Origin of the sequence: Paraburkholderia phenoliruptrix, from assembly GCF_902859825.1 — a bacterium.
GTDB lineage: Bacteria > Pseudomonadota > Gammaproteobacteria > Burkholderiales > Burkholderiaceae > Paraburkholderia > Paraburkholderia phenoliruptrix.
In genome coordinates this window covers 84,829-105,006 of record NZ_CADIKB010000021.1, presented here as the reverse complement: position 1 = coordinate 105,006, position 20,178 = coordinate 84,829, and the positions used below count along the sequence as shown (strand labels likewise).

Genomic DNA, 20,178 nt, shown 5'->3' with positions numbered 1-20,178 from the left:
ATGAGTCGCGCGCGGTTCAATGGCTCGCACGGGGCGCGAGCAGGCCGCGCTTGACCCGCTGCAACGCGCGGTAAGGCGTCACGAGATGCAGCAGATTCTTGGCAAGACCGAGCCAGTCGTACGGATTGGCGACGTTGAAGTAGCGCAGTTGCAGCCGCAGCGTCGAGACTACCTGGCGGCGCCGCTTCGTCGCGCTGATGCCGCCTTCGTTCAGCTCGTAATAGAGGCCCAGTTCCGGCAGATTCGCGCAATCGTAGCGCTCCATCAGGCGTACGAACAGATCCAGGTCTTCGGCCGAGCGATACTTCGCGCGATAGTTGCCGACCGCGCGCACCGCGTCGATACGCAGCATCATCGAAGGATGTGCAAGGCATGAGCGGAAAAAACGCAGGCGCCGGATCTGCGCGGCTTCGGCGGGCGGGCGCAGCATGAAAAGCGGCTCGCCCGCGCGCGTGACGACCTGGGTCCACATGCCGAGCCCGGCCACCTGCGGATGCGCTTCCATATAGGCCCGCTGCTTCGCGAGCCGTTGCGGCACGCTGCGGTCGCCCGCGTCGATACGCGCCGCATAGCGAAAGCCGCGCTGGGCCAAAGCGTCGATGCCTGCTTCCAGCGCGCGCTCGATGCCGCCGTTCACCGGCATGCGCAGCACTTCGATCTGCAGGTTGGGCAGCGCAGGCGCGACGATGGGCGGCGTGCTGCCGTCATCGACGATCAGGACGTGCACCAGCGCACGTTCGCTGAACGACGCGAGCGTCAGATCGACGTCGGCCTGGCCGTTGTAGGCGGGCATCAGCACCGCGACGTCGTCGAGGCAGTGCGGCGGCGCGTCGGCGAAAGGAAGCGTCATGGGCTTAATTTGAAACGGATGTAATAAATATTAACGGCCGCCGCCGCCAGATAACCGCCCGCGAGACCGGCCAGCGCGCCATAGGCGCCAAGCCGCGGAATAGCCAGCAGGTTGACCACGAACGCGACACCGAGCGCGAAGAGCCACTTGAACAGCAACACGAACTTCGCCTGATACTTGAGTACGACGAGATTGCCGATCGCTTCAATGCCCGCCGGTACGGAAAGCCACACGGCCCAGCGGAAAATCTCGATAGCGCCTTCGAAGCCCGGCCCGAACACGCGCCGGATGATAAAGCCTGCGAGCAGGTCGAGCACGAGCGCGCCGGAGATCATCAGCGCGGCGGTCATCGCCGTGAGGCGCAACACGTTACGGCGCAGTTGCGCGGCCTGCTGCACGCGATAGACGAACGCGGGCGCGATGGTCTGCGCGAGCATCAGCGCGAGCGTGATCCAGTTTTCGTTCAGCTGTTGCGCGGCCGAATAGCGCCCGAGATCGGCGAATGAAATGGCGCGCTCGAGCATGAGCCGGTCCAGTTTCAGGAACAGGTACATACAGATGAGGCCAAGCCAGAACACCGTGCCCGCGCTCGCGAAATGCGTGAAGAGCGCGCGGTCGAAGTGCCAGCCCAGCTTGCCGCCATGCCGACGAATGTAATAGACGACCAGTACACTGCCGATCGCCGCCGACTCCAGCGCCCACAGCCAGCCAAAGCGCCAGGGCTCCGCGGCCGCGCGCACGAGCAGATACACGAGGCCCGCCTTGAGCACCGCAGTGCTCATGCTCGTAAGCAGCTGCGGCTTGCTGTAGGTCATGCTTTGCAGCCACGCATTGATCACGCCGACGAACGGCTCGCGAAACAGCATGGTGACCGCGAGCCCCGCGAGCATGGCGCCGACGAGCGGGTCGAAGAAACCCAGCGCAATGCCGAGCCACGTGAGCAGCAAGGCCGCGACCGACACGGAAAAGCGCAGCGTAAAGGCGCTGCCGAGCACGGTGCCGAGTTGCGCGGGCGGCCGCGCGACGATGGTGGGCACGAGAATCTCGGCTCCGCAGACCCACGTAATGGGCGAGAGCACGAGCAGCAGCGTATTGGCGTATTGCCATTTGCCGAACGTGTCGGGTCCGAAGTAACGCGCGAGCAGGCCGCTGATCGCTATCGCCACGCCGATTTGCGTGAGCCGTTCGAGACCAAGCCAGACAATATTCGCGAACGCGCGCGTGACGTCCGGGTTGGCAAAGCGTTTGAGCGTCAGCATCCGGCAAGCGCTCGCCCATGCACTTTGCGGCAGTTCATCCGCCTCGTTGGCCATCTGGGCAACTTTACAAATGGAGGGCGTCTAAGCATTAGAATGGCGTTACCAAGCTGGTCCGAAAGGCGCAATTATAAGTTGGAACCGGATCGCTTCCGGCAAGGGCGCAGCATCATGTCCGATCGCTATGATTTACCGATTCCGCATGACTGCGCCGGTCAAAATTTTCCATTGCACGCAAGTGAGCCAACATGATCTCCAAATCCATTTTCAAGGCGTATGACATTCGCGGTGTGATCGGCAAGACGCTCGACGCCGACGCAGCGCGTTCGATCGGCCGCGCGTTCGGCAGCGAAGTGCGTGCGCAGGGCGGCGACGCGGTGGTGGTCGCGCGCGACGGCCGTCTGTCGGGTCCGGAATTGATCCAGGCATTGTCCGACGGCCTGCGTGCGGCCGGCGTCGACGTGGTCAATGTCGGCATGGTGCCGACGCCCGTCGGTTATTTCGCGGCAAGCGTGCCGTTGCAGCTCGAGGGCGGCGAGCGCCGCGTCGATTCGTGCATCGTCGTGACGGGTAGTCATAATCCGCCGGATTACAACGGCTTCAAGATGGTGCTGCGCGGCTCCGCGATTTACGGCGAGCAGATTCAGGCGCTGCATCAGCGCATCGTCGACGAAAACTTTTCTGAGGGCAGCGGCACGTATGTCGAGTACGACATTGCCGACGACTATCTGCAGCGCATCGCAAGCGACGTGAAGCTCGCGCGTCCCATCAAGATCGTGGTGGATACCGGCAACGGCGTTGCGGGCGGCCTCGCGCCCCAGCTCTTCAGGAAGCTCGGTTGCGAACTCGTCGAGCTCTTCACGGAGATCGACGGCAACTTCCCGAACCATCACCCGGACCCGGCGCATCCGGAAAACCTTCAGGACGTGATTCGCGCGCTGAAGGAAACGGACGCGGAAATCGGCTTCGCAGTTGACGGCGACGGCGACCGCCTCGGCGTCGTCACGAAAGACGGCCAGATCATTTATCCGGACCGCCAGCTCATGCTCTTCGCCGAAGAAGTACTGTCGCGCAACAAGGGCGCGCAGATCATTTACGACGTGAAGTGCACGCGCAATCTCGCGAAGTGGGTGAAAGACAAGGGCGGCGAGCCACTCATGTGGAAGACCGGCCACTCGCTCGTCAAAGCGAAGCTGCGGGAAACCGGCGCGCCGCTCGCAGGCGAAATGAGCGGCCACGTGTTCTTCAAGGACCGCTGGTACGGTTTCGACGACGGCCTCTACACCGGCGCGCGTCTGCTCGAAATCCTCACACGCGTGGATGACCCGAGCAACCTGCTGAACTCGCTGCCCAATTCGCACTCCACGCCCGAGCTGCAGCTGAAGCTGGAAGAAGGCGAGAACTTCGAGCTCATCGCACGTCTGCAGAAAAACGCGCAATTCACCGGCGCGGACGACGTCGTGACCATCGACGGCCTGCGCGTCGAGTACCCGGACGGCTTCGGCCTCGCGCGCTCGTCGAACACCACGCCGGTCGTGGTCATGCGTTTCGAAGCCGATAACGACGCGGCGCTCAAGCGCATCCAGGAAGACTTCCGCCGCGTGATTCTCGCGGAGAAGGCGGACGCGAAGCTGCCGTTCTGATGCGGTTCTGACAGATCGAGCATAGGCAGCGGCGGCGCGGTGCTTTGCAACGCGCCGCAGCCATTGTCGCTAACGCGGCGCGGGTTTCACTTACCGCGCCGCGTTTTTTCATGCCAATTGGCCAGCTCGCGCTAGAATTGCCGTCCTGGCGCCATGACGTGCACGTCGTGGCGCCGCCCGCCGGAGGTCTCGCGCGAAGCAAAGCGGAAGGCTTCGCGGCACCTCTTTCAATGCATCTTCGGACCGCATAGCCGGTTTCCCTCTCTTGAGCGTGCAAAAGATATTGATCGTGAGGGTGTCGTCACTGGGCGACGTCGTTCACAACATGCCGGTGATCGCCGACATCCGGCGCCGCCATCCCGAGGCGCAGATCGACTGGCTCGTCGAGGAAAGCTTCGTCGGGCTCGTGGAACTGGTGAGCGGCGTGCGGCGGGCGATTCCGGTGTCGCTGCGGCGCTGGCGCAAGCGTCTCTTTTCGGTCGACAACTGGCGCGAGATCGGTGCGTTTCGCCGTGCGCTCGCCGCCGAGCACTACGATCTCGTGATCGACTGCCAGGGGCTCATCAAGACCGCGTGGGTCGCCAGCATGGCGCGCGGACCGCTCGTCGGCCTCGCGAATCGCACGGACGGGGCCGGCTTCGAGTGGCCGGTGCGTTTTTTCTACGACCGGCGTGTGCCGATCGAGCCGCGCACTCATGTCGTCGAGCGCACGCGGCAACTGGTGGCCGCAGCGCTGAACGATCCGCAGCCGCAGCCTACCGACGACATCGACTTCGGCATCGATACGGGGCGCGCCGCGCTGGCGCTCTCGGCGGCCAATCTGAATCTTCCGGTGCCTTACGTGGTGTTCGTGCACGCGACCTCGCGCGCGGACAAGCAATGGCCCGATACCGCGTGGATCGAGCTGGGGCAGTCGCTCGTGCGGCGCGGCGCGTCGATCGTGTTGCCGTGGGGCAGCGAATCCGAACGCGCGACGAGCGAGCGTCTCGCGAAGGAATTCGGCGCCGCGGCCATCGTGCCGCCCAGGTTGTCGTTGCCGGCGGTGGTCGGTCTCATTGAAGGCGCGGCCGCGACGGTCGGCGTTGACACAGGTCTAGTGCACATCGCGGCGGCGCTGAAGCGGCCGACGGTCGAGTTGTACAATTTCGCCACCGCGTGGCGGACCGGCGGTTACTGGTCGCCGAACGTCGTCAATCTCGGCACGGCCGGCCAGCCGCCCACGCTGCAACACGTGAAGTCCGCGCTTGCCGGCTTTGGCCTGCTGTAATTCGTCCGGCGCGCTTCGCCTTACGCATCATCCGTTTTCAAGGGCGATCATGAACGAAACCCAGATCATCGAAGTCGCGAACGCCGACTGGCACGGGCGCAACCTGTCCGTGCCGCGCGAGACGCTGCTCGCCGGCGTCGAACGCGGCAAGGTGCTGTATTTCCCGAATCTGCGCTTTGCGATCGAAGGCGGCGAAACCGCGCTGCTCGATCCCGCGCTCGCCGATCCAAACCGCAAGAACATCAGCCTCGAACCGAATGGCGGCGCGCTGCACGGCGTGGCCGGCGACGCCGTCACGCAGTCCGCGGTGCGCGCGTTGATCGCGCGTTATCAGGCGAATGCGCGCACGCTCGTCGACGGGCTTTTTCCAGAATACAACGGCAAGCTGCGCGTCGCGCCCACGAGCCTGCGGCTGCATCAGGTGGAAACGCGCCAGACGTCGTGGCGCAAGGACGACAGCCGTTTGCACGTCGACGCGTTCCCGTCGCGGCCGAATTACGGCGAGCGCATTCTGCGCGTGTTCACCAACGTGAATCCGCATGGTGTGCCGCGCGTGTGGCGCGTCGGCGAACCATTCGAAGACATGGCCAAGCGCTTCCTGCCGCGCATCAAGCCGCAAATGCCGGGTTCGGCATGGCTGCTCAATCTGCTGCATGTCACCAAGTCGCCGCGCAGCGAATACGACCACCTGATGCTCCATCTGCACGACGGCATGAAGGCGGACCTCGACTATCAGAAGACGAGCCCGCAGGAAACCATGCCGTTTCCCCCGGGCAGCGTCTGGGTGTGTTTCTCCGACCAGACTTCGCATGCGGTGATGTCCGGCCAGTTCATGCTGGAACAGACCTTCTTTCTGCCGGTCAAGGCGATGGCGCAGCCCGAATGCGCGCCCCTTGGCATACTCGAACGCCTCAAGGGCAGGGCGCTGGTTTGAGCGCCGCGGCTGGTTTGCATGCGCGGGCGCTGCCCGATTGGCTCGATTGGGCCGCTTGGCTCGATCGCCGCGCGCCCGCTCAAGCGGAGCGCCGATGCTGAGGGCGATCTACAACGCGCTGTGGTGGCTCATCGCGCCCGCCGCCGTGCTGCGGTTGCTGATCCGCTCGCGTAAGGAGCGCGGTTATCGTCAGCATATTGGCGAGCGCTTTGGCTATTCGCGCGGGCGTCTGCCGGAAGACAATGCGCCGCTCATCTGGGTGCATGCGGTGTCGGTCGGCGAGACGCGCGCCGCGCAGCCGCTCATCGAGGCGCTCATGAAGGCGCGCCCGGACGCGCGCATTCTGCTGACTCATATGACGCCGAGCGGCCGCGCGACCGGCGAGCAGATTTTCGGCGACCGTGTGTTGCGCAGCTATCTGCCGTACGACATGCCGCATGCGGTGCGACGCTTTTTGCGCGCGTGGCGACCGTCGCTCGGTCTGGTGATGGAGACCGAAGTGTGGCCCACGCTGATCGACGAATGCCGCCGCGCGGACGTGCCACTGATCCTGACGAACGCGCGCATGTCGGCGCGCTCGTATAAGCGCGCGGCGAAGTTCGGCGGCGCGACGAAAGATGTATTCGGCGGCTTTGCGCGCGTGCTGGCGCAAAGTCCTTCCGACGCGGAGCGGCTCACCGCGCTCGGCGCGCGCAATGTCGCGGTGCTCGGCAATCTCAAGTTCGACATGAGTACGCCGCCGGAACTGGCGGCGCGCGGCCATGCGTGGCGCGCGGCAATCGGCACGCGGCCCGTGTGGGTCGCGGCGAGCACGCGCGAAGGCGAAGAAGAGCTCGTACTGCAGGCGTTCGCTGCGCTCGGCGTGGAGGACGCGTTGTTGATTCTCGTGCCGCGTCATCCGCAGCGCTTTAACGAGGTGGCGGGGCTCGTCGAGAAAGCCGGCTTGCGCCTCGTGCGGCGTTCCGCGTGGGCGCCGGATGCGAAGGTGGCGTCCGCGGCCGCGAGCGGCGGCGTGCCTGCGTTGTCGGCGGAGGTGAACGTGCTGCTCGGCGATTCGATGGGCGAGCTGGGCGCTTATTACGCGGCGTCGGACCTGTCGTTTATCGGCGGCAGTCTGTTGCCACTCGGCGGACAGAATCTGATCGAGGCGTGCGCGGTCGGCGTGCCGGTGCTGATCGGGCCGCATGTGTTCAACTTCACGCAGGCCACAGCCGATGCGGTCGCCGCGGGCGCAGCGGTGCAGGTGCAGGATCCGGCCGATCTCGCTCGCGCGCTGCGTGAGCTCTTCAACGACAAGGCGCGGCGGCTCGCCATGGGCGGCGCGGCGTCGGCCTTCGCCGCGCGTCATCGCGGCGCGACCGCGCGCACCGTGGATGTGTTGATGGCGGTGCTGCCGGAGTGAGGGAGCGGGCGGCTCCGCCGCGCGCCGCCTCAATCACGCCTTCAACAATCCCTTGCGCTCGATAAACCGCACCACCTCGTCCAACCCGTCGAGCGCCTTCAGATTGCACATCACAAAAGGCCGCTCGCCGCGCATTTTTTTTGCGTCCGAGGCCATCACGTCCAGATTCGCGCCCACGAGCGGCGCGAGGTCCGTCTTGTTGATCACGAGCAGGTCCGACTTCGTGATGCCGGGGCCGCCCTTGCGCGGAATCTTCTCGCCGCCTGCCACGTCGATCACGTAAATCGTCAGGTCCGACAGTTCGGGGCTGAAGGTCGCCGCGAGGTTATCGCCGCCCGATTCGATGAACACGATGTCCGCGTCCGGAAAGCGCCCGAGCATGCGGTCGACGGCTTCGAGGTTGATCGACGCGTCCTCGCGAATTGCCGTATGCGGGCAGCCGCCCGTCTCGACGCCCATGATGCGCTCGGCCGGCAACGCGCCCGCAACCGTGAGCAGGCGCTGGTCTTCTTTCGTGTAGATGTCGTTGGTGATCGCGACGAGATCGTACTGATCGCGCATCGCCTTGCAGAGCATTTCGAGCAGCGTGGTCTTGCCCGAGCCGACCGGTCCGCCCACGCCCACGCGCAGCGGCGGCAGTTTTTTCGTGCGGACGGACGAGTGGGCGGTGTGTTGAGGTGCGTTCATGATGGATCGTTTTATGAGCGAAAAAGCCGCGAATACTGCGACTCGTGACGCGCCGACAGAATGCCGAGCTGCGGCGCAAACGTGTTGATGTCTTCCGGCGACGTCGCGAGCGCGCGCGTGACCGCCGCATCGATCGGCCCGCGTAACGCGACGATGATGCGTTGTCCCGCGAGCTGCCCAAGCGGCACCGCCTTCAATGCGGCGGCGGCCTGGTTTTCGACCCAGCTGAACGCGTAGGCGGCAAGCGCGGCGTCGACGGCGGCGTCATGCGCATACGCCGCGAAGGCGAACGCCGTGGGTTGCGCGAGCGGTGAGATCGCGGCGAGCGTCGCACGCCGCGCGGCATCGCCCCATTCCAGCGAGACGCACAACTGCCGCAGCGACCAGCCCATCTGCTCGGTTTCGCGCCGCAATTCGGCGGATTCGCGGCTCGCGAGGAATTCGTTGTTCGCTTCTCCGAGACCGGTGCTGTCGTGGCTGCGCCAGCGCTCCATCTGATGCGCCAGGAAAGGCAGCTCGCCGCGTGCGAGCACGTCGGTGAGGCCGCTGGCAATCCAGTCGCGGGCCGAATCGGCGTCGGTGATGAGTTGTGCTTCGATTGCCGCTTCGAGTCCCTGCGAATAACTGAAGGCGCCGATGGGCAGCGCCGGCGACGCGAGATGCAGCAGCGCCGTGAGTTCAGCGATGCGCATGCTGGTGATGATGCGCGTGGCCGCAGGATTCGTCGTGCACGTGGTCTTCGGGGCTGTGATCGTGCGCATGGTCATGACCGTGCTCATCAGCGTGGCCGTGCTCATGATCATGCGAATGCCCATGATGTTCGCCGAACACCTGCTGCGCCAACGCGTAATCTTCGGCGAAGGTCTCGTCGTGCCCATGCTTGTGGCCGCCGCCATACGCGCCCGTTTCGGGCTGAAACGGCATGGCAACCTGATCGACCGTCGCGCCGATGCGCTTGAGCATATCGGCCAGCACCGGATCGTATTCGAGCTTCAGATAATCCGCGCCGACTTCCACCGGCGTATGACGATTGCCGAGGTGATATGCCGCGCGCGTGAGCGTCAGCGCATCTTTCGCGCGGACCACGAGCACCGTTTCGGGCGCGGCGACGACGCGCACGAGGCCGCCGTCGTCGGCGACGAGCACATCGCCGTCGCGCAGCACGGTGCCGCGCGGCAGCAGCACGGCCACCTCTTCGCCGTTATCGAGCGTGGCCGCGAGGCGGCTCTTGCGGCGCTCGTCGAAAGCCAGCGTCAACGTCGGCGCGCGTTTGACGAGCACCGGCGCGAGTTTCAGGTGAGGCGCAATCAGCTTGTCGAGTGTGCGCATGATCAGAACAGGAAATAGCGTTGCGCCATCGGCAGGACACTGGCCGGTTCACAGGTCAGCAATTGACCGTCGGCAATCACCTGGTAGGTTTCGGGATCGACGCTGATCGACGGGCGCCACGCGTTGTGAATCATGTCCGCCTTCGTGATGTTGCGGCAGTTCTTCACAGCCACGATACGCTTGTTCAATCCGTAGCGCTCGGCCACGCCCGCGTCGGCGGCGAGTTGCGAAACAAATGTCAGCGACGTGCGCGCGAGGGCACCGCCGCGCGTCGCGAACATTTCGCGGTAATGCACCGGCTGCGGCGTGGGAATCGACGCGTTCGGGTCGCCCATCTGCGCCATCGCGATCATGCCGCCTTTGAGGATCAGCGAGGGCTTGATGCCGAAAAACGCCGGCTCCCAGAACACGAGATCGGCCCACTTGCCGGGCTCGATGGAACCCACCTCATGCGCGATGCCGTGCGTGATGGCCGGGTTGATCGTGTACTTGGCGACATAGCGTTTGGCGCGGAAGTTGTCGTGACGCGCACTGTCCTCGGGCAGCGCACCGCGCTGCACCTTCATCTTGTGCGCGGTCTGCCACGTGCGGATGATGACTTCGCCCACGCGGCCCATGGCCTGCGAATCGGATGAGAGCATCGAGAGCGCGCCGAGATCGTGCAGGATGTCCTCAGCGGCGATGGTTTCGCGGCGAATGCGCGATTCGGCAAACGCAATGTCTTCCGCAATCGACGGGTCGAGGTGGTGGCATACCATCAGCATGTCGAGATGCTCTTCGAGCGTGTTGACGGTGTAGGGCCGCGTCGGATTGGTCGACGAAGGCAGCACGTTCGCTTCGCCGCAGACCTTGATGATGTCGGGCGCGTGGCCGCCGCCCGCGCCCTCGGTGTGATACGTGTGGATCGTGCGGCCCTTGAACGCGGCCACGGTGGCTTCGACGAAGCCCGCTTCGTTCAGCGTGTCGGTGTGAATGGCGACCTGCGTGTCGGTGTCGTCCGCAACGGAAAGGCAGTTGTCGATGGCGGCGGGCGTCGTGCCCCAGTCTTCGTGCAGCTTCAGACCGATGGCGCCCGCGGCGATCTGCTCCAACGCCGGCTGCGGCTGGCTCACGTTGCCTTTGCCGAGAAAGCCGAGGTTCATCGGATAGCCGTCCGCCGCTTGCAGCATGCGTTCGAGATGCCACGGGCCCGGCGTGCACGTGGTCGCGTTGGTGCCCGTGGCGGGGCCGGTGCCGCCGCCGAGCATCGTCGTCACGCCGCTCGCGAGCGCTTCTTCAATCTGCTGCGGGCTGATGAAATGAATGTGCGTGTCGATGCCGCCCGCCGTCACGATCAGGCCTTCGCCGGCAATCACTTCGGTGGATGCGCCAATCGCAATCGTCACGTTCGGCTGGATGTCGGGATTGCCCGCCTTGCCGATGGCGGCAATGCGGCCGTCCTTGATGCCGATGTCGGCCTTCACGATGCCCCAGTGATCCAGAATGACCGCGTTCGTCACGACGGTATCGACCACGTCGGCATGCACGTGCTGCGACTGGCCCATGCCGTCGCGAATCACCTTGCCGCCGCCGAATTTCACTTCTTCGCCATACGTCGTGAAATCGCGCTCGACTTCGATCAGCAACTCGGTGTCGGCGAGACGCACGCGGTCGCCGGTGGTGGGGCCGAACATTTCCGCGTACGCGCGGCGGCCAATGCGTAAGGTCATGATGTAGGTCCGGAATTGAGCGGGGCGGTTCGGGCGAATGAGCGCGCGCGGCGCATCAGAGCTTGCCCATCACCTTGCCGTTGAAGCCGTAGACGATGCGCTCGCCTGCCAGTTCGACGAGTTCGACGGTGCGTTCCTGGCCGGGCTCGAAGCGCACCGCCGTGCCCGCCGCGATGTTCAGGCGAAAGCCGCGCGCGGCTTCGCGGTCGAACGCGAGCGCGTCGTTCACTTCATAGAAGTGGTAATGCGAGCCGATCTGCACCGGCCGGTCGCCGGTGTTCGACACGACGACGGTGACGGTCGCACGGCCCGCGTTGAGTTCGTGCTCGCCTTCGTCGGTGAGGAGTTCGCCGGGAATCATGGGGCGTGCCTTATGGAATCGGGTGATGAACGGTGACGAGCTTCGTGCCGTCCGGAAACGTGGCTTCGACCTGGATGTCGGGAATCATCTCGGGCACGCCTTCCATGACGTCCTCGCGCGTGAGCAACGTCGTGCCGTAGTGCATGACCTCGGCGACGGTCTTGCCGTCGCGGGCCGCTTCCATGAGCGCGGCGGTGATGAAGGCGACCGCTTCCGGATAGTTCAGTTTGAGGCCGCGCGCGCGGCGCCGTTCGGCAAGCAGCGCGGCGGTGAAGATCAGCAGCTTGTCCTTCTCGCGAGGTGTCAGCTTCATCGAATGAGTGCGGTGGGTTGGGCCCGGTCCGGGCAGACCGGCCGCGACAATGATAGGCGTTGCGGGCCGCCGCGGCGACCCGTGCAATGCCGGATAAGACAGCGACGCTATCAAGTCCGGCTAACGACGCGCTTACAGATCGGCAGGCAGCGCCGCGCCGAACCACTTCTTCGACATCGTATTGAGCGTGCCGTCGTGCTTCGCTTGAGCGATGGCGGCGTTGACCTTCTGCTGCAGACGCGGCTCGTTCTTGTTCATGCCGACGAAGCACGGCGAATTCTTGATGACGAACTTTGGCTCGGGGCGGCGCGGCGGGTTTTTAGCGAGAATCGCGGCGGCGACGATATTGCCGGCGGCAATCAGTTGAACCTGACCCGAGAGAAACGCGGCGATGGTCGCGTTGTTGTCCTCAAAACGCTTGATCGTGGCATTGGGCGCCATTTGCGTGAGTCCGAGCTCCTCCAACGCGCCGCGCGTCGCGCCGACCGTCTTGCCGGTGAGATCGGCGGGGCCGCTCACCTTGATGTCGGCGGGACCGAACACGCCCTGGTAATACGGTGCGTAGGCGGTCGAAAAGTCGATCACTTTCTCGCGATCCGGCGTCTTGCCGAGCGACGAGATCACGAGGTCCACCTTGCCGGTTTGCAGATACGGAATGCGATTCGCGCTGTTGACGGGCACGAGCTCGAGCTTCACGTTCATCGACTTCGCAAGCAGCGCGGCCGTGTCGATGTCGTAGCCTTGCGGCTTCATGTCCGGGCCGACGGAGCCGAACGGCGGATAGTCTTCCGGCACGGCGACCTTCAGCACGCCTGCCTTGGCGATGTTATCGAGCGTGTCGGCGTGGACCGCCGGCGAAGTCATGGCGAGGAGGGGCGAGGCGAGCAGGGCGGCGAGCAGCGTGCGGCGCGTGGAACGAAGCGTGGGTCGGTTCATGTGTCGTAGACGTGGTGGTGGGCAGGCGGCTGACCGTCTGGGGCGCGGCAGCTTCGCGGGTGGGGAATGCAAGGTGTGTGCCATTGCGGTGCGGCGAGCGCTGGCCAGAAGCGTCGCCTCTCCGTGCACTACATAGGGGCGCGGCATGGCTCCTGATTGGTGCATGCGCGTCTTACGCAGTGAAAGCGCGGTACCGACGCAACGCGTGTCTTGAACCTACGTCGCCCAGATCCTCAACGGCACCGCCTCGACCCCATGCACCACGGGCCGCAACTGCAGCCAGCACTGAGTCAAAGCGCGCTGGAGCGTTTCCATCGACCGCGAAACGGCTCGTACGAGCAACACGCCCTCCGTCACGCACGAAGCCGCCGCGCGCAGCGCGTCATCGAAAGTGAGCTGGGCGGTCAGCGCTTCGGCTAGTGCGTCGTCGCAAGCGGGCCCGACGGCCCACAGCGTGCCGTATGCCGGAAATCCGGCGAGGCCTTGCGCGGCATCGCGCAGCGGATCGTCGGCGGCGAGACTCGCGCGCTCCAGCCACAACAGGTCGCCTTGCGTTCGCGCGATTCGCGACACCGCCCGCAAGCTGCCGTGCGACCATCGCTCGCCGGCTGCCTGGCGCCCAAGCTGCGTCGTGTCCCAGCCGATCGCGGTGGCGCCTTCGTCGAGCGTCAGAGAAAAATCCAGCGCCGCATTCGCGTGATCAAAAACAATGTTGTTCTGCGGCAGCCAGTCGAGCCTGGCGTGCTCGCCGACATGCACCGCGATGTTCTGCCGCGCGGCGCGGCCATTCGACTTGTACCACTTGGTCGCGCCGGGCGTCGTGATGACCGCGTGCGCGCCAGCACCCACATCGACGTCGATGGAAAGCACGTCGCCGCCCGCAATCCCGCCTGGCGGATGCACGATCACCGCATGACAGATGGATTCGCCTTCGGGATAAAGCGGCCGTTGCACGCGCAACGGCCCGTCGTGAAGCCGATGCTGAAGCGCCGTGCGGCCGCCGTGCCTGACGAAGCCAAGCTCCAGATGCGCGCGCCATTGCGCATGCGCCTCCCCTTGCGCATGGGCCAGCGTGACGTGATTTTCGTGAAGCGACATGCGAATGAACGTGCTATCGACGTATGAACGAAGAACTAGAGGCGCGTGCAGGGCTCAACCGATAGCCCGGCACAAGACGCGCCGAGCATAGCACGCCCGCCAGCGCGTCAGAATCGCGCCGGACTCGCGCCAGAGTTACACCGCGATCAGCGCGCGCACGCCATCGGCATCCATATTGGCGCCTTCGCCGCCCGCGACAATCTCGCCGCGGCTCATCACCCAGTAGCGATCGGCAATGTCCTTCGCGAAGTCGTAATACTGCTCGACGAGCAGCACGGTCATGCCCATGTCCTCCACGAGCTGGCGCAGCGTGCGGCCAATGTCCTGAATGATGGACGGCTGAATGCCTTCCGTGGGTTCGTCGAGAATCAGCAGTTGCGGATCGCTCATCAACGCGCGGCCAATCGCGAGCTGCTGCTGCTGACCGCCCGACAGGTCACCGCCGCGGCGTCCGCGCATGTCCTTCAGCACGGGAAACAGCTCGTAAATCCGCTCGGGGATTTTCTTCGGCGCTTTCTTGCTGGCCGCGCCCACCAGCAGATTTTCTTCGACGGTGAGCCGCGGAAAGATATCGCGCCCTTGCGGCACATACGCGAGCCCTTTTTCCACACGCGAGTAAGTGGGCAGCTTCGTGATCGGCGCGCCGCGCCAGGCGATGGAGCCGCTTTTCGTCTGCACGACGCCCATCAGGCAGCGCAGCAACGTGGTCTTGCCGACGCCGTTGCGGCCAAGCAGCACGGTCAGCTTGCCTTCGGGCACGGTCAGCTTCACATCGCGCAGAATGTGGCTGCCGCCGTAGTACTGGTTCAGGTTGTCTACTTCTAGCATGTCCGTTCGACCCTTTTGAGCCTTTCGACTCTTTCGACGCTTCTGTTCGCCTGTTCGCTCATCGGCCGAGATACGACTCGATCACCGTCTCGTCGCGCTTCACTTCGTCGAGCGTGCCGTGCGCGAGCACGTGTCCTTCCGCCATCACCGTGACCTTGCCGGTCTCGCCGGAAAGCGCTGCCACGAACTCCATGTCGTGTTCGACCACCATCATCGAGCAGGTGCCGCGCAGGTGATTGAGCAGCTCGGCCAGTTGCATCGTCTCGTCGTCGGTCATGCCGGCGGCGGGTTCGTCGAGCAGCAGCAGCGCCGGCTGTTGCATCAGCAGCATGCCGATCTCGAGCCGCTGCTTCTGCCCATGCGAAAGCTCGCCCGCGAGGCGACGCGCTTCGCTCTCCAGACCGATCAGCACCAGCGTCTCTTCGATACGCGCCTGCGCCGTGCGGTCGAGCCGCGCGCGCAGCGACGCGAGCCAGCCCTTGTCGGTTTTCATCGCGAGCTCAAGGTTTTCCCATACGGGATGCTGCTCGAACACCGTCGGCTTCTGGAATTTGCGCCCGATGCCCGCACGCGCGATGGCGGGCTCGTTCATCCGCGTGAGGTCGATCGACTGGCCGAGGAACACCTTGCCCGAATCGGGCTCGGTCTTGCCGGTGATCACGTCCATCATCGTCGTTTTGCCCGCGCCGTTCGGGCCGATGATGCAGCGCAGTTCGCCGGCGTCGATCGAAAGCGTCAGCGTGTTCAACGCGCGAAAGCCGTCGAAGCTCACGGTCACGTCCTCCAGATACAGGATCGTGCCGTGCGATACGTCGATTGCACCCGGCACTACCGCGTGCCCCATGCTCGCGACGCCGCTCAGCGCGTGGCCGGACGGTTCTTCGGGCAGGTCCAGATCAGGAACCATCGGGTTTTCGTTCATGAGCGGTTCCTCTTGCGCGTCGCGAGATCCACGACTCCCATGATGCCGTTCGGCAGGAAGAGCGGGACCAGCACGAAGATCAGGCCAAGAAAGAACAGCCAGTATTCAGGGAAGTTCGCCGTGAAAAAGCTCTTCGCGCCATTCACCGCGAAAGCGCCGACAATCGGCCCGATCAACGTGCCGCGTCCGCCCACGGCGACCCAGATCGCCATTTCGATCGAATTGCCCGGTGACATCTCGCCCGGATTGATGATGCCGACCTGCGGCACATACAACGCGCCGGCAATCCCGCACAGCACCGCGGACACCGTCCACACAAAGAGCTTGTAGGCGAGCGGGCTGTAGCCGAGGAACATCAGACGCGTCTCGCCGTCGCGCACCGCGGTGACCACGCGGCCGAGCTTCGAGGTGACGATGGCGCGCGCGCCGATAAACGCGACGATCAGCACTGCGAACGTAATCAGCAGGAGCGCCGTGCGGGTGCCCGGATGCGTGATCGGAAAGCCGCCGATGCGCTTGAAGTCCGTAAAACCGTTATTGCCGCCGAAGCCCGTCTCATTGCGATAAAACAGCAGCATGGCGGCAAAGGTCATGGCCTGCGTGATGATCGACAGGTACACGCCCTTCACGCGCGAGCGGAACGTGAAAAAGCCGAACACCCACGCAATCACCGCCGGCACGAGCACGACGAGCAGCAGTGCGTAACCGAGATGCTGCGTGCCTTGCCAGTACCAGGGCAACTGATGCCAGTCGAGAAACACCATGAAGTCGGGCAGGTCGCTGCCGTACTTGCCGTCGTGGCCGATGGCGCGCATCAGGTACATGCCGATCGCGTAGCCGCCGAGCGCAAAGAAGAGCGCGTGCCCGAGACTCAGAATGCCGCAGTAGCCCCACACGAGATCGAGCGCGAGCGCGGCAATCGCGTAGCACATGAACTTGCCGGTGATGGTCGTCGCGTAAGCCGACAGATGCAGCGGACTCGTCTGCGGCACCACGAGCGTCGCGAACGGCACGCCGAGTCCGAACACGACGATCAACGCGATCAGCGCGAGCCACGCGCGGCGCGACAACAGCGCGGGACGCGGCGGCAGGCCGAGCGCGGAGCCGGACTGCGAGCCGCGGCCGGCGGCGCCGGCGGCTTTGGTGCCGACGTGTGCCGGCGCCGTCGAAGAAGAGGTTGCAGACGTCATCTCATGCCTCCGCGCTACGGCCCTTGAGGGCGAACATGCCCTGCGGACGCTTCTGGATGAATAGCACGATCAGCACGAGCACCGCGATCTTCGCGAGCACCGCGCCCCAGAACGGTTCGATTGCCTTGCTGACGAGCCCGAGACCGAAGCCGCCGATCACCGTGCCCGCCAGTTGCCCCACGCCGCCCAGCACCACCGCCATGAACGAGTCGATGATGTAGCTCTGGCCGAGGTCCGGCCCGACATTGCCGATCTGCGAGAGCGCACAGCCGCCCAGCCCCGCGATGCCCGCGCCGAACGCGAACGCATACGAATCGACGCGCGCCGTCTTCACGCCGACGCAGGCGGCCATGCGCCGGTTCTGCGTAACAGCGCGCACGAAGAGGCCGAGGCGCGTTTTCGTGAGCACGGCCCAAGCAATCCCGACGACTATCAGCGCGAACGCGAGGATCGCGAGCCGGTTGTACGGCAGAATGAGGCTCGGCAGCACGGTCACGCCGCCGCTCATCCACGAAGGGTTCACCACCTGCACGTTCTGCGCGCCGAACAGCATGCGCGTCGCCTGAATCAGAATGAGGCTGATGCCGAAGGTGGTCAGCAGCGTCTCCAGCGGGCGCCCATACAGATGCTTGAGCACGAGCCGCTCGATCACAATGCCGACCAGCGCGGCCGCCGCGAAGGAGGCGGGCACGGCGACGAGCGGATACCAGTCGAACGCGCCCGGCGCCACGCGCTGAAAGAGGTTCTGCACGACATACGTGGCATACGCGCCGATCATCAGAAACTCGCCATGCGCCATGTTGATGACGCCGATCAGGCCATAGGTGATGGCGAGTCCGAGCGCCGCGAGCAGCAACACGCTGCCGAGAGACAGTCCCGCGAACAGCGTGCCGGCAATCTGGCTGCGCCGCTGGATCGCGTCGAGTTCGTCGATGCCGCTTTGCGCCGCAGCCCGCACGCGCGCGTCGCTTTCCGCGAAAGAGCCGTCCGCTTTCTTCGCGACGAGCGGGCGCAGCAGTTCGTTCATGTCGAGGTCGTGCCGCGCGGCGACAAGCTGCACGGCTTCGAGGCGCTTTGCCGCGTCGGTGTCATGCAGCGCGCTCATCGCCCAGAGTGTGTCGAGGCGCTTTTTCAGCGCCGGGTCCGTCTCCTTCGCGCGGGCCGCGTCGACGAGCGGTTTGATCGACGGATCCGGGTTCTTCAGGAGCGCGTCGATGGCTGCCTCGCGCGTCGCCATTTCCGGCGAGTCGAGCTGCAGACCCGAGAGTGCGCCCGCGACTTTCGAGCGCAGCAGATTGTTCAGTGTGACCGGCTGCGCGTCGCCGGACTGGACGGCTTTGCCGGTGACGGCATCGCGCGTGGCGTCGCCGTCCTGGATCAGCACCGCGCCGGAGTCGGTGGCGAGCACGCCGTCTTCGGACAGCGCCTTCAGCACCGCGAGCGATTCCTTGTCGTGATTCGCGATGAGTTTGTCGATGGCCGCGGACTTCGCGTCGAAGTCGTCGGCGGCGAGCGGCGCGACATCGGCCGCGGTCAAGGCGAACGCGCCGTGCGGCGCGAGTGCGCCGAACGCGCACAGAGCAAGGGCGGCGCACGCATGACGCGTTGTGAACCGCCGCACAGAAATGAACAGTGAAAACGCCATGATGACCTTTGAAGAATGACTGACGGCGCGCTGCAACACGCTGCGCGCCGCCGGTTCGCCTCGTCGCGCCGCGACAGCTGCGTGAGCCGCCGCGACGCGCCATGTCATCACGCCACGCGCGAGCGTGAGCGCTTCAGGAACGCCGGAATCGAACTCACGACATCCGGCTTGCCCGCATTGCCGGCGATAAACGGGCTCCACGGCTGCGCGCGAACCGCGGTCTTGGTGCGCCAGACCACGTTGAACTGGCCGTCGGCGCGCACTTCGCCGATCATCACCGGCTTGTGCAGATGGTGGTTGCCATCCATCTCGAGCGTGAAGCCTGACGGCGCCGCGAACTGCTGGCCGACCATCGCCACGCGCACTTTGTCGACGTCCGTGCTCTTCGCTTTTTCGACCGCCTGCTTCCACATGTGGATGCCGACGAACGTCGCTTCCATCGGGTCGTTCGTCACGCGCTTCGTGCCGCCCGGCAGGTTGTTCTCCTTGACCCACGCGGCCCATTGCTTCTTGAACTTCTCGTTGGCGGGATTGCGCACCGACATGAAGTAGTTCCATGCCGCGAGATTGCCGACGAGCGGCTTCGTGTCGATGCCGCGCAGTTCTTCCTCGCCGACCGAGAACGCGACGACCGGCACGTCCGACGCCTTCAGCCCCTGGTTGCCGAGTTCCTTATAGAACGGCACGTTCGAGTCGCCGTTCACCGTCGAGATAACGGCCGTCTTGCCGCCTTGCGAGAAGGTCTTGATGTTCGCGACGATGGTCTGATAGTCGCTGTGGCCGAACGGCGTATAGACCTCCTGAATGTCGGCTTCCTGCACGCCCTTCGACTTCAGGAACGCGCGCAGGATCTTGTTGGTCGTGCGCGGGTAAACGTAGTCGGTGCCGAGCAGGAAGAAGCGCTTCGCGCCGCCGCCTTCGGCGCTCATCAGATATTCGGTTGCGGGGATCGCCTGCTGGTTGGGCGCCGCGCCGGTGTAGAACACGTTGCGCGACATTTCTTCGCCTTCGTACTGCACCGGGTAGAAGAGCAGGCCGTTGAGTTCCTCGAACACCGGCAGCACCGACTTGCGCGACACGGACGTCCAGCAGCCGAACACCACGGCGCACTTTTCCTGCGTGATCAGCTGGCGCGCTTTTTCCGCGAAGAGAGGCCAGTTCGACGCCGGGTCGACGACGACCGGCTGGATCTGACGGCCCATCACGCCGCCGTTCCTGTTGATGTCCGCGATGGTCATCAGGGCGGTGTCTTTCAGCGATGTCTCGGAAATCGCCATCGTGCCGGAGAGCGAATGGAGGATGCCGACCTTGATGGGACCGCTTGCCGATTCGGCGTGCGCGAACGGCGCGCGACCCGCGAGCGCGAGCGCGCCGGACATGGAGCCGAACTTCAACAGACTGCGACGTTTCATGTGTATCCCCTTGCCATTGATGATGAATGTTTATGGGCGTCGATCTCAGCCACAGGGCTTGCCCCGCATGACTTGCCGCTCGTGTACTGCAAGGCATATGCCATGTTGATGGGCCGGGCGCAGTGCGCGTACGCGCGCGCTGTGGCGCGGCTTCCCCGGGCCGGGCTTATGCGCAATGGCGTGCGAAACTGGTGCACGGACGTGGGACGCGCATCGTTCAGGTGCGATGCGCGCCGCGACGACGCGTCGAAATCGGCGGACGGGCTTTGGCGGTGCACGTGCGCAGCGGCGTTGTGCACGGGTGCGGCGCAAGTGAAGGGGCGCTTGGGGGCACCGCCGGATCGCGTCGGGCCTGTTATCCCAGCGGCCGAAGGCGGACGCGATGGAGTTCGCTCG

General features: G+C 65.0%; 19 protein-coding genes. 4 read left to right on the top strand and 15 right to left on the bottom strand.

Features of this window, described 5'->3' with window-relative positions; genetic code table 11:
* Nucleotides 1-16 precede the first annotated feature (16 nt).
* Both HV711_RS20360 and HV711_RS20355 read right to left on the bottom strand, forming a co-directional pair.
* Nucleotides 17-850, bottom strand: coding sequence for a glycosyltransferase (locus tag HV711_RS20360; protein ID WP_035481211.1), 834 nt, complete (start codon nt 848-850; stop codon nt 17-19).
* On the bottom strand, nt 847-2,109 hold the full coding sequence (locus tag HV711_RS20355) for an oligosaccharide flippase family protein (protein WP_035481230.1): 1,263 nt from the start codon (nt 2,107-2,109) through the stop codon (nt 847-849). Before HV711_RS20355 ends, HV711_RS20360 begins: the two co-directional genes overlap by 4 nt.
* 245 nt (nt 2,110-2,354) lie before the next feature.
* On the opposite strand from HV711_RS20355, the gene HV711_RS20350 reads away from it, so the two are divergent.
* The 4 genes from HV711_RS20350 (at nt 2,355) to waaA (ending at nt 7,352) form a co-directional block, all read left to right on the top strand.
* On the top strand, nt 2,355-3,749 hold the full coding sequence (locus HV711_RS20350) for a phosphomannomutase/phosphoglucomutase (protein WP_035481209.1): 1,395 nt from the start codon (nt 2,355-2,357) through the stop codon (nt 3,747-3,749).
* Between the two features lie 265 nt (nt 3,750-4,014).
* Nucleotides 4,015-5,016 carry a lipopolysaccharide heptosyltransferase I gene (gene waaC, locus HV711_RS20345; protein ID WP_035481207.1) on the top strand — a complete coding sequence of 334 codons (1,002 nt, stop codon included), beginning with the start codon at nt 4,015-4,017 and terminating at the stop codon, nt 5,014-5,016.
* Nucleotides 5,017-5,065: 49 nt separating this feature from the next.
* Nucleotides 5,066-5,950 (top strand): Kdo hydroxylase KdoO, encoded by an 885-nt coding sequence (gene kdoO / locus HV711_RS20340; RefSeq protein WP_013587410.1) that lies wholly within the window; start codon nt 5,066-5,068, stop codon nt 5,948-5,950.
* 94 nt (nt 5,951-6,044) lie between these two features.
* Complete coding sequence (gene waaA, locus HV711_RS20335; protein ID WP_035481205.1) at nt 6,045-7,352, top strand: lipid IV(A) 3-deoxy-D-manno-octulosonic acid transferase; 1,308 nt, start codon at nt 6,045-6,047, stop codon at nt 7,350-7,352.
* Nucleotides 7,353-7,385: 33 nt separating this feature from the next.
* Here the strand turns inward: waaA and ureG are convergent, their stop codons facing one another.
* The 13 genes from ureG to urtA form a co-directional block, all read right to left on the bottom strand.
* Entirely contained in the window at nt 7,386-8,039 is a 654-nt protein-coding gene (gene ureG, locus HV711_RS20330) for an urease accessory protein UreG (RefSeq protein WP_035481203.1), read from the bottom strand.
* An 11-nt stretch (nt 8,040-8,050) separates the two neighbouring features.
* A complete protein-coding gene (locus HV711_RS20325; RefSeq protein WP_035481201.1) occupies nt 8,051-8,731 on the bottom strand; it encodes an urease accessory protein UreF in 681 nt (226 codons plus the stop codon).
* Nucleotides 8,718-9,368: an urease accessory protein UreE gene (gene ureE, locus HV711_RS20320; protein WP_035481199.1), complete on the bottom strand. Its 651-nt coding sequence runs from the start codon at nt 9,366-9,368 to the stop codon at nt 8,718-8,720. Before ureE ends, HV711_RS20325 begins: the two co-directional genes overlap by 14 nt.
* 2 nt (nt 9,369-9,370) lie before the next feature.
* Nucleotides 9,371-11,077: an urease subunit alpha gene (ureC, locus tag HV711_RS20315; RefSeq protein WP_035481198.1), complete on the bottom strand. Its 1,707-nt coding sequence runs from the start codon at nt 11,075-11,077 to the stop codon at nt 9,371-9,373.
* Between the two features lie 55 nt (nt 11,078-11,132).
* Nucleotides 11,133-11,438: an urease subunit beta gene (locus HV711_RS20310; protein WP_013587416.1), complete on the bottom strand. Its 306-nt coding sequence runs from the start codon at nt 11,436-11,438 to the stop codon at nt 11,133-11,135.
* Nucleotides 11,439-11,448: 10 nt separating this feature from the next.
* Nucleotides 11,449-11,751: an urease subunit gamma gene (locus tag HV711_RS20305; RefSeq protein ID WP_028360356.1), complete on the bottom strand. Its 303-nt coding sequence runs from the start codon at nt 11,749-11,751 to the stop codon at nt 11,449-11,451.
* 132 nt (nt 11,752-11,883) lie between these two features.
* A complete protein-coding gene (locus HV711_RS20300; protein WP_035481196.1) occupies nt 11,884-12,687 on the bottom strand; it encodes a transporter substrate-binding domain-containing protein in 804 nt (267 codons plus the stop codon).
* Between the two features lie 216 nt (nt 12,688-12,903).
* The gene (locus tag HV711_RS20295) at nt 12,904-13,785 is read right to left on the bottom strand and encodes an urease accessory protein UreD (protein ID WP_035481193.1); all 882 of its coding nucleotides are present in this window, start codon (nt 13,783-13,785) and stop codon (nt 12,904-12,906) included.
* 135 nt (nt 13,786-13,920) lie between these two features.
* Nucleotides 13,921-14,613 (bottom strand): urea ABC transporter ATP-binding subunit UrtE, encoded by a 693-nt coding sequence (gene urtE, locus HV711_RS20290; protein ID WP_035481190.1) that lies wholly within the window; start codon nt 14,611-14,613, stop codon nt 13,921-13,923.
* Nucleotides 14,614-14,671: 58 nt separating this feature from the next.
* Nucleotides 14,672-15,535 carry an urea ABC transporter ATP-binding protein UrtD gene (gene urtD / locus HV711_RS20285; protein ID WP_035481189.1) on the bottom strand — a complete coding sequence of 288 codons (864 nt, stop codon included), beginning with the start codon at nt 15,533-15,535 and terminating at the stop codon, nt 14,672-14,674.
* Complete coding sequence (urtC, locus tag HV711_RS20280; RefSeq protein WP_035481185.1) at nt 15,532-16,725, bottom strand: urea ABC transporter permease subunit UrtC; 1,194 nt, start codon at nt 16,723-16,725, stop codon at nt 15,532-15,534. Before urtC ends, urtD begins: the two co-directional genes overlap by 4 nt.
* A gap of 1 nt (nt 16,726) precedes the next feature.
* On the bottom strand, nt 16,727-18,370 hold the full coding sequence (gene urtB / locus HV711_RS20275; RefSeq protein ID WP_051224241.1) for an urea ABC transporter permease subunit UrtB: 1,644 nt from the start codon (nt 18,368-18,370) through the stop codon (nt 16,727-16,729).
* Between the two features lie 107 nt (nt 18,371-18,477).
* Nucleotides 18,478-19,782, bottom strand: a complete 1,305-nt coding sequence (gene urtA, locus HV711_RS20270) for an urea ABC transporter substrate-binding protein (RefSeq protein ID WP_028360362.1) — start codon at nt 19,780-19,782, stop codon at nt 18,478-18,480.
* Nucleotides 19,783-20,178 lie beyond the last annotated feature (396 nt).

Bases quoted from the DNA above. Each gene is read 5' to 3' on its own strand.
- HV711_RS20360 (WP_035481211.1), bottom strand. From the start codon at position 850: ATGACGCTTCCTTTCGCCGACGCGCCGCCGCACTGCCTCGACGACGTC.
- HV711_RS20355 (WP_035481230.1), bottom strand. From the start codon at position 2,109: ATGCTGACGCTCAAACGCTTTGCCAACCCGGACGTCACGCGCGCGTTC.
- HV711_RS20350 (WP_035481209.1), top strand. From the start codon at position 2,355: ATGATCTCCAAATCCATTTTCAAGGCGTATGACATTCGCGGTGTGATC.
- kdoO (WP_013587410.1), top strand. From the start codon at position 5,066: ATGAACGAAACCCAGATCATCGAAGTCGCGAACGCCGACTGGCACGGG.
- waaA (WP_035481205.1), top strand. From the start codon at position 6,045: ATGCTGAGGGCGATCTACAACGCGCTGTGGTGGCTCATCGCGCCCGCC.
- ureG (WP_035481203.1), bottom strand. From the start codon at position 8,039: ATGAACGCACCTCAACACACCGCCCACTCGTCCGTCCGCACGAAAAAA.
- HV711_RS20325 (WP_035481201.1), bottom strand. From the start codon at position 8,731: ATGCGCATCGCTGAACTCACGGCGCTGCTGCATCTCGCGTCGCCGGCG.
- ureE (WP_035481199.1), bottom strand. From the start codon at position 9,368: ATGCGCACACTCGACAAGCTGATTGCGCCTCACCTGAAACTCGCGCCG.
- ureC (WP_035481198.1), bottom strand. From the start codon at position 11,077: ATGACCTTACGCATTGGCCGCCGCGCGTACGCGGAAATGTTCGGCCCC.
- HV711_RS20310 (WP_013587416.1), bottom strand. From the start codon at position 11,438: ATGATTCCCGGCGAACTCCTCACCGACGAAGGCGAGCACGAACTCAAC.
- HV711_RS20305 (WP_028360356.1), bottom strand. From the start codon at position 11,751: ATGAAGCTGACACCTCGCGAGAAGGACAAGCTGCTGATCTTCACCGCC.
- HV711_RS20300 (WP_035481196.1), bottom strand. From the start codon at position 12,687: ATGAACCGACCCACGCTTCGTTCCACGCGCCGCACGCTGCTCGCCGCC.
- HV711_RS20295 (WP_035481193.1), bottom strand. From the start codon at position 13,785: ATGTCGCTTCACGAAAATCACGTCACGCTGGCCCATGCGCAAGGGGAG.
- urtE (WP_035481190.1), bottom strand. From the start codon at position 14,613: ATGCTAGAAGTAGACAACCTGAACCAGTACTACGGCGGCAGCCACATT.
- urtD (WP_035481189.1), bottom strand. From the start codon at position 15,535: ATGAACGAAAACCCGATGGTTCCTGATCTGGACCTGCCCGAAGAACCG.
- urtC (WP_035481185.1), bottom strand. From the start codon at position 16,725: ATGACGTCTGCAACCTCTTCTTCGACGGCGCCGGCACACGTCGGCACC.
- urtB (WP_051224241.1), bottom strand. From the start codon at position 18,370: ATGGCGTTTTCACTGTTCATTTCTGTGCGGCGGTTCACAACGCGTCAT.
- urtA (WP_028360362.1), bottom strand. From the start codon at position 19,782: ATGAAACGTCGCAGTCTGTTGAAGTTCGGCTCCATGTCCGGCGCGCTC.